The sequence below is a fragment of the Streptomyces sp. SM1 genome (assembly GCF_002910825.1).
Classification (GTDB): Bacteria; Actinomycetota; Actinomycetes; order Streptomycetales; family Streptomycetaceae; genus Streptomyces; species Streptomyces okerensis.
This window is the reverse complement of the sequence record NZ_NEUB01001040.1, coordinates 15,496-29,356: the sequence shown is the minus strand read 5'-3', so window position 1 is coordinate 29,356 and position 13,861 is coordinate 15,496. Positions and strand designations below refer to the sequence as shown.

Below are 13,861 nucleotides of genomic sequence, written 5' to 3'. Positions count from 1 at the left end.
CCCCCCTGTTCCCGCGGGCAGTCGTGCCGCTGGGGCGATGGGGGTCCCCCGCTCGAGCGAAACCGAGAGTGGGGGAGGGTGGGCGCGACGGCACCCGTGAGCGCCGGGCCGAGCGACGACCGCCCGCCCAGCGCCCACGCCGGTACCGGGTGACACGGCCCCCGCTCACGGCGACAGGCGCGGGGCCCGCCGCCCCCGCGACGGACGCGGGGCACCCTCACCGCGGCGGCGCCGTCGAGCGCCGTACGACCAGGTCGACAGGGATGTCACCGGCCGCGGGGGCGCGGCCTTCCAGTACCGCCAGCAGTGCCCCCATTCCCCGCTCCCCGAACAGTTCCGCGTCCAGCCGGACCGTCGTCAGTTCCGGATCGATCGCGGTCGCCAGCGCCAGATCGTCGAGTCCGGTGACGGACAGGTCCTCCGGGACCCGCAGCCCCAGCCGCCGCGCGGCCTTGTACGTCCCGGCCGCCAGCTGATCGTCGTCGCAGACCACCGCCGTCGGGTGTGGCGGGCCCCCGGAGAGCGCCGCCTCCGCCGCCGTCTCCGCACCCCGGATGGAGATCGGCGCCCGTGCCGTGCGCAACGACGCGCCCGGCACCTCCCGCAGCCGCGCCGCCAGCTCCCGCGCGCGCACCTCGAAGGTCCAGGACGCCACGTCCGCCGCCAGGTGCAGGAAGTGACGGTGGCCCAGGGCGAGCAGGTGGTCCGTGACCTGGCGGACCCCGCCGGCGATGTCGAGGTTGACCGTGGCCGCGCCCACGCTGCCCTCGGGGTCGCTGTCCAGCATCACCAGCGGCAGCTGGTCGCCGCGGATCGCGGTGAGGGCCTCCGCGGCCATGGAGGAGGCGATCACGCCGTCCAGGGCGGCCTGGGCGGAGGCGAAGGGGTCGCGGGCGGGGCCGATGCCCTCGGGAGAGGGGTACAGGACCACCCCGAAGCCGTGCTGGGAGGCGACCCGGGCGGCCCCGGTGTAGACACCGGCGAAGAACTCCGTGGTGAGGGCCGGGACGACCAGGAGGACCGTGCGGGTGCGGCCGAGGCGGAGGTTGCGGGCGGCCAGGTTGGGGCGGTAGCCCAGGGTGCGCGCGGCCTCGCGGACGCGCTCCGCCGTGGCCTCCGAGACCCGGCCGCGCCACTTCTCGCCGAGGACCAGGGAGACCGCCGCCTGGGAGACGCCGGCGGCCTGGGCGACGTCCCGGCTCGTGGGGCGGGTGCCGGCTCTGGGCATCGTCGGGCCGCTCCTTCGTCTGGACTGGTGAACAGCGGACATGGTACGTATGGACAGCTTAGTTATACGTAACACTTCCAGTGAGGGGCGCCGGAATGGCCACGGGATACCTGGAGATCCTCCGGGCACGGCACGTCACCCGGCTGCTCGTCGGCACGCTCGTGGGGCGGCTGCCCAACGCGACCGCCGCCATCGCGATCGTGCTGTTCGTGCGCGCGGCGGGCGGCACGTACAGCCTGGCCGGTGCCCTCGCGGCGGTGTACGGCGTGTCGAACGCCGTCGGGCAGCCCGCGCTCGGCCGCCTGGTGGATCTGCGGGGACAGCCGCGGGTGCAGCTGCCGGCCGCCGTGCTGTCGGCGCTGGCGATGGCCGTGTTCGCCTTCGCGGGCACCGCGTCCGACGTGCTGGCCTACGGCGCGGTGGCCGCCGCGGGACTCTTCACCCCGCCCCTGGAGGGCGGGCTGCGGGCTCTGTGGGCCTCGGTGCTGCCCGATCGGGGCCATGTCCAGCGGGCCTACGCGATGGACGCCGTGGCCCAGGAAGTGATCTTCACCGTCGGGCCGCTGCTGGTGACGCTGTGCGCCTCGCTGTGGTCCGCGCAGGCGGCGCTGCTCGTGCTGAACGCCCTCGGGGTGCTGGGCGCCCTCTCCGTCGTCGCATCGGCGCCCTCGCGCGCCTGGCGGTCGGCGCCGCGCGAGGCGCACTGGCTGGGCGCGCTGCGCTCGCCGGGGCTGCTCGCCCTGCTGGGTGCCTTCCTGGCCGTGGGGATGGCGCTGGGCTCCATCACCGTGGCGGCCATGTCGTACGCGGACGGGCACGGCGGGGACCAGGTGTACGGCTGGCTGATGGCGGGGATCGGGCTGGGTGCCCTGATCGGCGGTACGGCGTACGGCGCGAGGCAGTGGGCCGGTGAGCCCGCCCGGCGGCTTCAGGTGCTGGTCGCCCTGCTGGCGGTGTGTTACCTGCCGCTGATGCTGTTGCCGGGGGCGGTGGCCATGACGCTGCTCACGGTGATCGCCGGGCTCTTCCTGGCGCCGGCGCTCGCCTGCGCGTTCGTGCTCGTGGACCGGCACGCGCCGCGCGGGACGGTCACGGAGGCCTTCTCCTGGCTGGTGACGACCTTCACCGTGGGCGCGTCGGTCGGAACGGGGCTCACGGGCCCGGTGGTCGAGGCCGGCGGGGCGCTGTGGGGGTTCGCCGTGCCGGGCGCCGCGGGCGGCGTGTCGCTGCTGGTTTTGATCGCCACCGGACGGGTACTGGCAGTTCCCGCCGGGAGGGCGGTGGTTGCGGTCCGTTCGGAAAATGATCCGAACCGTGCCCTCAAAGCTCGTTTCAGCTCGGGGGATCGGGCGTAATGTTCCCTCATGGACCGCCGCATTTTCGGGCTGGAGAACGAGTACGGCGTCACGTGCACGTTCAGGGGACAGCGCCGCCTGTCGCCTGACGAGGTGGCGCGGTACCTCTTCCGCCGTGTCGTGTCATGGGGCCGAAGCAGTAACGTCTTTCTGCGGAACGGCGCCCGCCTCTATCTCGACGTGGGGTCACACCCGGAATACGCAACGCCGGAATGTGACAACGTGACCGAACTGGTCACCCACGACAAGGCCGGCGAGCGCATTCTCGAAGGACTCCTGGTGGACGCCGAACGACGCCTGCACGAGGAGGGAATCGCGGGCGACGTCTACCTCTTCAAGAACAACACCGACTCCGCCGGAAACTCCTACGGGTGTCACGAGAACTATCTCGTCGCCCGGCACGGGGAGTTCTCCCGGCTGGCGGACATCCTCATCCCCTTCCTGGTCACCCGCCAGCTGCTGTGCGGCGCGGGCAAGGTGCTGCAGACGCCGCGCGGGGCCGTGTACTGCGTCAGCCAGCGCGCCGAGCACATCTGGGAGGGCGTCTCCTCCGCGACGACCCGCTCCCGGCCGATCATCAACACGCGCGACGAGCCGCACGCGGACGCCGAGCGCTACCGCCGGCTGCACGTCATCGTGGGCGACTCGAACATGTCCGAGACGACCATGCTGCTCAAGGTCGGCGCCACCGACCTGGTGCTGCGCATGATCGAGGCGGGCACCGTCATGCGTGACCTCACCCTGGAGAACCCGATCCGGGCGATCCGCGAGGTCAGCCACGACATCACCGGGCGCAGGAAGGTGCGTCTGGCCAGTGGCCGGGAGGCCTCCGCGCTGGAGGTGCAGCGCGAGTACTACGAGAAGGCGGTGGACTTCGTCGAGCGCCGGGGCATCCGCACCGGCACCGTCGAGCAGGTGCTGGAGCTGTGGGGCCGTACGCTGGACTCGATCGAGTCCGAGGACCTGGACCGCATCGGTACCGAGATCGACTGGGTCATGAAGTACAAGCTCCTCGAGCGGTACCGGGCCAAGCACAACATGACCATGTCGCACCCCCGGGTCGCGCAGATAGACCTCGCCTACCACGACATCCACCGTCGGCGGGGTCTGTACTACCTCCTGGAGAAGAGGGGACAAGCCGCCCGGATCTGCAATGATTTGAAGATCTTCGAGGGCAAGTCGGTGCCGCCGCAGACCACTCGGGCCCGGCTGCGGGGCGACTTCATCCGGCGGGCCCAGGAGCAGCGCCGCGACTTCACCGTCGACTGGGTGCACCTCAAGCTCAACGACCAGGCACAGCGCACGGTGTTGTGCAAGGACCCGTTCCGTTCGGTCGACGAGCGGGTGGAGAAGCTGATCGCCGGAATGTGAGAAACGCGTTCCGCCGGGGGATCCCGAAATTCCCGGAACGTCACACGGGCGCCGTACGTTGCACCGTGCGGCGCCCTTCTCACGCCGTAGAGTTGCGCGGACGCCATCCACAAGATCGATGATTACGAGGCCCCCACCGTGCGCCGACGCTCACTTCTCATTGCCGTTCCCGCTGGACTGGCCACCCTCGCCGCGTGCGGCGACGACAAGTCCGACTCGGACAAGGCGAGCGACAGCGCGTCGCCGTCGGCGCCCGAGGGATCCGCGGCGGCGCCGCCGAAGATCGTCGACGGTCCGCTGCCGGCGATCACGGCGGGCACGAAGTTCGGGGAGAAGCCGACGGTCGCCGAGGGCAGCGGTGACCCCTCGAAGGACCTCGCGGTCAAGACCGTCATCGCGGGCGGCGGCAAGACGGTCGCCGAGAACGACTTCGTCGTGGCCCACTACCTGGGCCAGGTGTGGAGCACCGCGAAGGTGTTCGACAACTCCTACGACCGCAAGAGCCCGCTGGCCATCCAGCTGGCTCAGGGCAGCATCATCGACGGCTGGCGGTACGCCCTCACGGGCAAGAAGACCGGCAGCCGCGTCCAGATGGCCGTCCCGCCCACCTGGGGCTACGGCGAGCAGGGCAACGAGCAGGCGGGCATCAAGGGCACCGACACGCTGGTGTTCGTGGTCGACGTGCAGGACGCGTTCAACGCCAAGAGCTCCGCCAAGGGTGGCGAGGTGGCGCAGGACAACAAGGACCTGCCCAAGGTCGGGACCAACACCGACGGCAAGGCGCCCTCCATCGAGGTGCCCGACACCGCTCCGCCGAAGAAGCTCGTGTCGAGCTACGTCATCGAGGGCGACGGCGAGGAGGTCGGGGCCGACAACAGCGTCCTCGTGCAGTACAAGGGGGTGCTGTGGGACGGGGGGAAGGAGTTCGACTCCACCTACGGCCGGGGGCAGCTGACGTCGTTCTCGCTCCAGCAGGTCGTCAAGGGCTGGGCCCAGGGGCTCACCGGCAAGAAGGTCGGCAGCCGCGTCCTCATCGTCATCCCGCCGGAGCTGGGCTACGGGGACAACCCGCCGGAGGGCAGCGACATCAAGAAGGACTCCACGCTGGTCTTCACGGTCGACATCCTTGCGAAGCTGTGACGCCGTGGGATGTAAGACTGTGCGTGTTCGCCTTTCCGCAGACAAGCAGGAGCGTTAGACGTGAGCATCGACAAGCCCGAGATCGACTTCCCGGGCGGCGAGCCCCCGGCGGACCTCGAGATCAAGGACATCTGGGAGGGCGACGGCGAGGTGGCTCAGGCGGGTCAGACCGTCACCGTTCACTACGTCGGCGTGGCTTTCAGCACGGGCGAGGAGTTCGACGCCAGCTGGAACCGCGGCACCCCCTTCCGCTTCCCGCTGGGCGGCGGCCGGGTCATCAAGGGCTGGGACCAGGGCGTGCAGGGCATGAAGGTCGGCGGACGCCGTCAGCTGACCATCCCCGCGCACCTCGCCTACGGCAACCAGAGCCCCACCCCGGCGATCAAGCCCGGTGAGACCCTGATCTTCGTGGTCGACCTGCTCGGCGTCTGATCCGACCGGAGTCGATCGCCTGGGGCCCATGCCTGTCCGGGCATGGGCCCTCGGCTTTTGCCCCGCCACCGCGGGGCGGTACGGTCATCGATCGTAAGCACCATAGGGAGGCGAAGCGCGTCGATGGCCATTGCCAAGGCCGAGCGGCTGATGAACCTGGCGCTGTGTCTGCTCGGGACCCGGCGGCCGCTCAGCAAGCGCGAGCTGCGCGAGTCCATCGAGGCCTACCTCGAAGCGGGCTCGGACGACTCCTTCAATCGTATGTTCGAGCGCGACAAGGAGGATCTGCGCGAACTCGGACTGGTGATCGAGACCGTCGAGAACCTCGACGGGGAAACCGGCTACCTCGCCCGCCGCGACAGCAACCGGCTGCCGGCCATCACCCTCGACGCCGAGGAGGCCGCCGCCCTCGGGCTCGCCGCCAAGGTGTGGCAGCAGGCCCGGCTCGCCGGAGCGGCCAGCGGCGCCCTGCAGAAACTGCGCGCGGCGGGACTCCCCGAGGACGTCGACCCGTACGGTGCCCATGGCGCGCTCGAACCGCGCATCCCCGTGCACGAGGCGGCGTTCGAGCCGCTGATGCTGGCCTGCCGGGACCGCCGGCCGGTCGTCTTCGACTACCGCAAGGCCAACGCCGCCCAGCCCGCGCCCCGGCATGTCGAACCGTGGGCGCTGGAATGCTGGCGCGGCCACTGGTACCTGGCCGGCTGGGACCGCGACCGGCGCGCCGAGCGGGTCTTCCGGCTCTCCCGCATCACCGGAAAGGTGCGCTCGCGCAGCGGCCGGTTCACCGTCCCGGTGCCGGACGTCGTCACCGTACGGGAGACCGTGGCGAGCTGGGCCGGGGAGACCGCCGACCGCTCGGCGCGCATCCGGCTGCGCTCCAACGCCGGTTACCCCTTGCGTGCGAAGGCCACCGCGGTGCGGGAACTCAGCGACGGCTGGGACGAGTTGGAGATTCCGTACGGGCACGGCCTGGACGCCTGGCTGGTGGAGTTCGGGCCCGACGTGGTGGTCCTCGAGCCCGCCGAGCTGCGGGCCGACGTGGTGGACCGGCTGCGCGCCGTGGCCAAGGGCTGAGGGGGAGCGGACAACAACGTGGCAGGCAAACCGGTCAGGCCCGTGAACGCCATCGACCAGACCCGGCGGATGCTCTCCCTGGTGACGTATCTGCGCGAGCGCCCCGGCGCCCGGATCGAGGACGTGGCGCGCGCCTTCGGCATCACCGAGGACGAGCTGGTCTCCGACCTCGATGTGCTGCCCATGTGCGGCACCAGCTTCCGCGGCGGCGATCTGCTGGACATCGACACCGACGGCGAGCGCATCTGGTGGCACAACCCGGCGGCCCTCGGCGCGGACGCCGCCGAGCCGCTGCGGCTCGCCGCCGACGAGGCCACCGCCCTGCTGGTCGCCGCCCGCGCCGTGGCCACCCTGCCCGGACTGCGCGAGAGCGACCGGCAGGCACTGCTGCGGGCCACCGCGAAGGTGGAGACGGCGGCCGGGGAGGCGGCGGGCGCCAGCTCCCGGCTGTCGGTGACCTTCGAGTCCGAGGGCGGGGTCTTCGCGGACGTCGACCGGGCCATCGCCGAGCGCCGCCGACTGTGGATCCGCTACTACTCGCCCGCGCGCGACGAGGTCACCGAGCGGGAGATCGACCCCATCCGCCTGGTCAGCGTGGGCCACACCTACGTCGAGGCCTGGTGCCGCCGCTCCGAGGCGCGCCGCACCTTCCGGCTCGACCGGGTCGCCGAGATCAGGATCCTCGACGAGCCGTCCGCGCCGCCCGAGGTCGAGCTGCGGGACCTGTCGGAAGGGCTGGTGCAGCCCTCGGCCGAGGACCCGGAGGTCGTGGTCGACGTCGCGCCGGGCGGGCGCTGGGTCGCCGAGTACTACCCGCACGACAGCGCCGATGAGCTTCCCGACGGCGGGCTGCGTATCACTCTGCGCACACCCGATCCGGCCTCGCTCAGGAGGCTGGCCCTGCGGCTCGGCCGCGACGGCCGCATCGTCGAACCGTCGGAGCTGGCCGACAGCGCCCGGCGGGCGGCCACGGAGGCGCTGGCGGCGTACGACGGTGCCGAGGCGGCCGGATGAGGGGCCGCACCCCGTCGCGGCCGGACGGGCGGCGGCCGGTGCGGGACGGGCAGGACGACAGTCAGGAGCGAGGGCTTTGAGCGAGTCGGCGACCCCTGGGGTGCGGGGCATGACGGCGGCGTCCGCGTTCGCCGGGATGAGGAGCGTGGCCCCGGTGATGTTCCGGGCGGGGTGCCCGGACTGCCGGGAGCGCTTCGAACTCGCCGCGAGCGCGCTGCGGCTGGCCATCGGGGCGAGCAGCCGTACGACGTTCTACTCCTTCACCTGCCCGCGGTGCGGGGCCGCCGTGCGCAAGCCGGCGGGGGAGCGGATCGTGGAGTTGCTGACCGGGGGCGGGGTGCGGACGCTGCGGCTGCACTCGACCGTCTAGGCTCGCTCCCATGTTCTGGCCGATGCTCGCGGTTGCCGTGGGGTTCCTGGGTGTACTGGTGATCGGCGTGCTCGCCGTCCGGGTCTTCGTCGAGGCGGAGCGGCTGGGGAGGCAGGTCACGGACTCGGCGCGGCGGATCAGCCGGGCGGCGGACGATCTGGAGCGGGCGGCGGATGGGGTGGCGCGGTCCGCCGAGGCGCTGTGAACGGTTCGGATGTCCTCCGTTTCCGGCCGGCGCGCGCCGCGCGAGGGTGTCCGCGGGGTGCCTCCCCACTCTCGGCTTCGCTCGAGCGGGAGGTACCCCCACCGCCCACCCTCCCGCACTCTCGGCTTCGCTCGAGCGCGGGACCCCCATCGCCCTGCGACACGACCCCCGCGGGAGCGGGAGCGGGATACGCCGGGGACGCGACGGGGAGGCGACTGCCCGCGGGAGAGGGCGTGGGCCCGGGTGTGGAGTGTCCGGCGTGGAGGGCCGGGACCTGTCGAGGCGTGGGGCGCGGCAGGTACGCTGCTGAGCGCGGCCCGGAGAACGAGGCTCGGACCGCGGACGGGAGTACGCACGGGGATTGCCGGACGTTCACCCCTGAGCGTTACGATCGCTGCCAGCACCGTCGTTCGGACACCCGTCCGACCGGTCGGACAGCTACCCACCCACCCGCCTCGGTGAGAAGGTAAAGACTTATGGGACGGCTCGGACCTACCGAGATCATTCTGATCCTCGTCGTCATCATCCTGCTGTTCGGCGCGAAGAAGCTCCCGGACATGGCGCGGTCGCTCGGCAAGTCCGCGCGCATCCTCAAGAGCGAGGCCAAGGCGATGAAGGACGAGAACAAGTCCGCCGCCCCGGCCGATCCGCCGGCCACCGGCGAGCAGCCTCCGGCACAGCGCACCATCCAGGCGGCCCCCGGCGACGTGACCAGCTCCCGCCCGGTCACCGAGCCGACGGACACGACCAAGCGCTGACGCAGGGCCGGTGACCTCCGGCCCGCCGCACGAGATGGGAACGTGGGTTGCTCAAGTCTGCCCGCACACAGGAGAGGGACCCCGAGGGGCGCATGCCTCTTGTGGAACACCTGCGCGAGCTGCGTAATCGGCTCGCCAAGGCCGTCGTCGCGATCGTCGTGGTGATGATCGTGGCCGCGTTCTACAGCGAGCAGCTCATGCAGTTCCTCGCGGAGCCGGTGCCGAAATGCGAGGACCTGGCGAACAGCGACGGCGGCAACTGCGCCATCGTCTCCTTCAACACGCTGACGTCGCCGTTCACCACGACGATCAAGGTGAGCCTCATGGCCGGCCTGATCATCTCCAGTCCCGTGTGGCTCTACCAGCTCTGGGCCTTCATCGCTCCCGGGCTGCACAAGCACGAGAAGAAGTACACCTACTACTTCGTCGCGGCCGCGGTCCCGCTGTTCGTCGGCGGCGCCTACCTGTCGTACGTCATCCTCCCCGTCAGCATCAAGGTGCTGCTCAGCCTCACGCCCGGAGGTTCGGCGAACATCCTCTCGCTCGACGAGGTGCTCGACTTCACCATCAGGATGGTGCTGGTCTTCGGCCTGGCCTTCGAGCTGCCCCTGCTGCTCATCATGCTGAACATGGTCGGCATCGTCTCCGGCCGCCGCATGATGGGCTGGTGGCGGGGCGTCGTCATGGGCGTCTTCGTCTTCGGCGCGGTCGCGACGCCGACCACCGATCCGGTGGGAATGATCGCGCTCTCCGGACCGATCGTCGTCCTCTACTTCGTTGCGGTGGCGTTCTCGCTGCTCAACGACAAACGGCGTGCCCGCAGGGAGTCCGCGGGCCCCGACGACGACGAGGCGTCCCAGCTGGATCTCACCCCCGAGTCCATCGCCGCGGCGGAACCCGTGGCCGCCCTGCCCGAGCAGGCGACCAAGGACCGGGTCAACGGTTATGACGACGTGACCTGAGGACCGGCTCGCAGCTCATAGGGTCATCCCCGTGACCAGCGAGATCACCCTCTTCGTCAACCCCACCGCGGGCCGCGGCCGGGGCGCCCGCGCGGCGCTGCCGGCCGCTTCCGCGTTGCGGGACGCCGGCTTCGCGGTGCGGACCGTCCTCGGTGACGACCCCCAGGACGCCCTGGCCCGGGCGCGGGCCGCCATCGAGGAGGGCACCGGTGCCCTGATAGCCGTCGGCGGTGACGGGATGGCGAACCTCGCCCTGCAGGCCGTCGTCGGAACCGGCACCCCGTTCGGTCTGGTCGCCGCCGGAACCGGCAACGACTTCGCCCGCGCGCTCGGCATGCCGCTGCGGGACCCGGCCGCCGCCGGCCGGATGATCGCCGACGCCCTCCGATGCGGCCGGGTCCGCGACGTCGATCTCGGCCGGATCGGGGAGCACTGGTTCGGAGCCGTGCTTGCCTCCGGCTTCGACTCCCGGGTGAACGACCGCGGCAACCGGATGCGGCTGCCGCTCGGGCGGCTGAAGTACGACGTCGCGATGGTCGCCGAGCTGGCCGCCTTCCGGCCGCTGCCGTACCGGATCACCCTCGACGGCGGCGAGGTCCGCGAGGTCGAGGCGACCCTGGTGGCCGTCGGGAACGGGCCGTCGTACGGCGGCGGTATGCGGATCTGCCCCGGAGCGGATCTCACCGACGGGCTGTTCGACGTCACGGTGGTGGGCGAGTGCAGCCGTGCCACGCTGCTGCGGGTGTTCCCGAGGGTCTACCGGGGCACGCACGTCGGCCATCCCGCGATCACCGTGCTGCGCGCGGCGAGTGTCGGGCTGGCCGCCGAGGACGTCACCGGCTACGCGGACGGGGAGCCGGTGGGGCCGCTGCCGCTGACCGCGCGGTGCGTTCCGGGCGCCCTGCGGGTCGTCGGCCCCTGATCCGGCGGGCCCCGCCGCCCGCGCGGACGGGTTCCCGATAATGATCGTCCTGTTGTCGGTGCGGCCCGGTACGCTCGAAAGCACGATGACAGACGATCTCTCACCGGCCGAGCGGTACGCGGCAGCACGCAGGCGCGCCGCCGAGCAGGCCACGGCGCTCGCCTCCTTCCGCGAGATGTACGACTTCGGCCTCGACCCCTTCCAGATCGAGGCCTGCCAGGCACTCGAGACGGGGAAGGGCGTGCTGGTCGCCGCGCCCACCGGCTCCGGCAAGACGATCGTGGGCGAGTTCGCCGTCCACCTCGCCCTCGGCCAGGGCAAGAAGTGCTTCTACACCACCCCCATCAAGGCGCTGTCGAACCAGAAGTACGCCGACCTGTGCCGCCGCTACGGCGCCGACAAGGTGGGCCTGCTCACCGGTGACAACAGCGTCAACTCCGACGCCCCGGTGGTCGTGATGACCACCGAGGTGCTGCGGAACATGCTGTACGCCGGGTCCCAGACCCTCCTCGGCCTCGGCTACGTGGTGATGGACGAGGTGCACTACCTCTCCGACCGTTTCCGCGGCGCCGTCTGGGAGGAAGTGATCATCCACCTCCCCGAGTCGGTGACCCTGGTCTCCCTGTCGGCCACGGTGTCGAACGCGGAGGAGTTCGGCGACTGGCTGGACACCGTCCGCGGTGACACCCAGGTGATCGTCTCCGAGCACCGGCCGGTGCCGCTGTTCCAGCACGTGCTCGCCGGACGCCGCATCTACGACCTCTTCGAGGAGGGCGAGAGCCGCAAGAAGGCCGTCAACCCCGACCTGACGCGCATGGCGCGTCTGGAGGCGAGCCGTCCGTCCTTCGGCGACCGCCGCCGCGGGCGGGGCAGCATGCGCGAGGCCGACCGGGAGCGCGAGCGCAGACAGCGCTCGCGTGTGTGGATCCCGAGCCGGCCCGAGGTCATCGAGCGGCTGGACGCCGAGGGCCTGCTGCCGGCCATCACCTTCATCTTCAGCCGCGCCGCCTGCGAGGCCGCCGTCCAGCAGTGCCTGTACGCGGGGCTGAGGCTGAACGACGACGAGGCGCGGGCGAAGGTCCGCTCCCTGGTGGAGGAGCGCACCTCCTCCATCCCGCCCGAGGACCTGCACGTCCTGGGCTACTACGAGTGGCTGGAGGGCCTGGAACGCGGCATCGCGGCCCATCACGCGGGCATGCTGCCGACGTTCAAGGAGGTCGTGGAGGAGCTGTTCGTGCGCGGGCTGGTGAAGGCCGTGTTCGCCACCGAGACACTCGCCCTCGGCATCAACATGCCCGCCCGTTCGGTGGTGCTGGAGAAGCTCGTCAAGTGGAACGGCGAGCAGCACGCCGACATCACCCCCGGCGAGTACACCCAGCTGACCGGCCGGGCCGGCCGGCGCGGCATCGACGTCGAGGGCCACGCGGTGGTGCTGTGGCAGCGCGCCATGAACCCCGACCACCTGGCGGGACTGGCCGGCACCCGCACGTATCCGCTGCGCTCCAGCTTCAGGCCGTCGTACAACATGGCGGTCAACCTGGTCGAGCAGTTCGGCCGGCACCGCTCGCGCGAGCTGCTCGAGACGTCCTTCGCGCAGTTCCAGGCGGACAAGTCGGTCGTGGGCATCTCGCGCCAGGTGCAGCGCAACGAGGAGGGGCTCGAGGGCTACAAGGCCTCCATGACCTGTCACCTCGGCGACTTCGAGGAGTACGCGCGACTGCGCCGCGAACTGAAGGACCGGGAGACCGAACTCGCCCGGCAGGGGGCGGCGCACCGGCGCGCGGAGGCCGCCGTCGCGCTGGAGAAGCTCAAACCCGGCGACATCATCCACGTACCCACCGGCAAGTACGCGGGACTGGCGCTGGTTCTCGAGCCGGGGCTGCCCGCGGGCCGTTCGGGCGGGCACCGGGGCGTGGAGTACCACGACGGTCCGCGGCCGCTGGTGCTGACCGCCGAGCGGCAGGTCAAGCGGCTGGCGTCGGTCGACTTCCCGGTGCCGGTGGAGGCACTGGACCGGATGCGGATCCCCAAGGCCTTCAACCAGCGCTCCCCGCAGTCCCGCCGGGACCTGGCGTCCGCCCTGCGCAGCAAGGCCGGGCACATCGCTCCGGAGCGGCACCGCAAGAAGCGTGCCCAGGCGGCGGACGACCGGGAGATCGCGCGGCTGCGCAAGGAGCTGAGGGCGCACCCGTGTCACGGCTGCCAGGACCGCGAGGACCACGCCCGCTGGGCCGAGCGCTACCACCGGCTGCTGCGTGACACCTCGCAGCTCGAGCGCCGTATCGAGGGCCGGACGAACACCATCGCGCGCACCTTCGACCGGATCGTCGCGCTGCTGACCGAGATGGACTATCTGCGCGGCGACGAGGTCACCGAGCACGGCAAGCGGCTGGCCCGGCTGTACGGCGAACTCGACCTGCTGGCCAGCGAATGCCTGCGCGAGGGCGTCTGGGAAGGGCTCGCCCCCGCCGAACTCGCGGCCTGCGTGTCGGCGCTGGTGTACGAGGCCCGGGTCGCCGACGACGCGATGGCGCCCAAGCTGCCCTCGGGCAGGGCGAAGGCGGCGCTCGGCGAGATGGTCCGCATCTGGGGCCGGCTGGACGCCCTGGAGGAGGACTTCCGGATCAGCCAGACCGAGGGCGTGGGCCAGCGCGAGCCCGACCTGGGCTTCGCCTGGGCCGCCTACATGTGGGCCTCGGGCACCGGCCTCGACGAGGTGCTGCGCGAGGCGGAGATGCCGGCCGGCGACTTCGTGCGCTGGTGCAAGCAGGTCATCGACGTGCTCGGCCAGATCGCGGCCGCGGCTCCGGCAGTCGAGGGCTCGACGGTCGCCAAGAACGCCCGCAAGGCGGTCGAGGGACTGCTGCGCGGCGTGGTCGCCTACTCCTCGGTGGGCTGACCGGGGCCGGACGCCGAACCGCTGCCAGCCCGGTGCGCCCCTGTGCGCGCCGGGCTTTTGCGTTCCGTGTGCCCGGACGGGCCGCATCATCGGCCCGTCCGCTGGGCAGGATCAGGTGGCCCGGGCCC

13 protein-coding genes are annotated in these 13,861 nt (G+C 71.6%); 12 read left to right on the top strand and 1 reads right to left on the bottom strand.

Annotated features, from left to right (window positions below):
• Positions 1-217: 217 nt before the first annotated feature.
• Complete coding sequence (locus B9S61_RS38765) at positions 218-1,228, bottom strand: LacI family DNA-binding transcriptional regulator (RefSeq protein ID WP_258040113.1); 1,011 nt, start codon at positions 1,226-1,228, stop codon at positions 218-220.
• 95 nt (positions 1,229-1,323) lie between these two features.
• Between B9S61_RS38765 and B9S61_RS38760 the strand changes: the two genes are divergently transcribed.
• From B9S61_RS38760 to B9S61_RS38705, 12 genes are all read left to right on the top strand, one after another.
• Positions 1,324-2,583, top strand: coding sequence for an MFS transporter (locus B9S61_RS38760; RefSeq protein ID WP_103546366.1), 1,260 nt, complete (start codon positions 1,324-1,326; stop codon positions 2,581-2,583).
• 9 nt (positions 2,584-2,592) lie between these two features.
• Complete coding sequence (pafA, locus tag B9S61_RS38755) at positions 2,593-3,954, top strand: Pup--protein ligase (RefSeq protein WP_103546365.1); 1,362 nt, start codon at positions 2,593-2,595, stop codon at positions 3,952-3,954.
• A gap of 138 nt (positions 3,955-4,092) precedes the next feature.
• Positions 4,093-5,094 carry an FKBP-type peptidyl-prolyl cis-trans isomerase gene (locus B9S61_RS38750; protein ID WP_103546363.1) on the top strand — a complete coding sequence of 334 codons (1,002 nt, stop codon included), beginning with the start codon at positions 4,093-4,095 and terminating at the stop codon, positions 5,092-5,094.
• 60 nt (positions 5,095-5,154) lie between these two features.
• Positions 5,155-5,526, top strand: coding sequence for an FKBP-type peptidyl-prolyl cis-trans isomerase (locus tag B9S61_RS38745; RefSeq protein ID WP_030835713.1), 372 nt, complete (start codon positions 5,155-5,157; stop codon positions 5,524-5,526).
• Positions 5,527-5,649: 123 nt separating this feature from the next.
• Positions 5,650-6,603: a YafY family protein gene (locus B9S61_RS38740; RefSeq protein WP_103546361.1), complete on the top strand. Its 954-nt coding sequence runs from the start codon at positions 5,650-5,652 to the stop codon at positions 6,601-6,603.
• A gap of 18 nt (positions 6,604-6,621) precedes the next feature.
• On the top strand, positions 6,622-7,617 hold the full coding sequence (locus B9S61_RS38735) for a YafY family protein (RefSeq protein WP_103546359.1): 996 nt from the start codon (positions 6,622-6,624) through the stop codon (positions 7,615-7,617).
• A 76-nt stretch (positions 7,618-7,693) separates the two neighbouring features.
• Entirely contained in the window at positions 7,694-7,987 is a 294-nt protein-coding gene (locus B9S61_RS38730; protein ID WP_258040112.1) for a phage terminase large subunit family protein, read from the top strand.
• A 10-nt stretch (positions 7,988-7,997) separates the two neighbouring features.
• Complete coding sequence (locus B9S61_RS38725; protein ID WP_103546357.1) at positions 7,998-8,192, top strand: hypothetical protein; 195 nt, start codon at positions 7,998-8,000, stop codon at positions 8,190-8,192.
• A 476-nt stretch (positions 8,193-8,668) separates the two neighbouring features.
• The gene (gene tatA / locus B9S61_RS38720; RefSeq protein WP_103546355.1) at positions 8,669-8,950 is read left to right on the top strand and encodes a Sec-independent protein translocase subunit TatA; all 282 of its coding nucleotides are present in this window, start codon (positions 8,669-8,671) and stop codon (positions 8,948-8,950) included.
• A gap of 92 nt (positions 8,951-9,042) precedes the next feature.
• A complete protein-coding gene (gene tatC, locus B9S61_RS38715; protein ID WP_103546353.1) occupies positions 9,043-9,912 on the top strand; it encodes a twin-arginine translocase subunit TatC in 870 nt (289 codons plus the stop codon).
• A 31-nt stretch (positions 9,913-9,943) separates the two neighbouring features.
• Positions 9,944-10,834, top strand: coding sequence for a diacylglycerol kinase (locus B9S61_RS38710; protein ID WP_103546352.1), 891 nt, complete (start codon positions 9,944-9,946; stop codon positions 10,832-10,834).
• A 40-nt stretch (positions 10,835-10,874) separates the two neighbouring features.
• Positions 10,875-13,733: an RNA helicase gene (locus tag B9S61_RS38705; protein ID WP_103546351.1), complete on the top strand. Its 2,859-nt coding sequence runs from the start codon at positions 10,875-10,877 to the stop codon at positions 13,731-13,733.
• Positions 13,734-13,861: the final 128 nt, after the last annotated feature.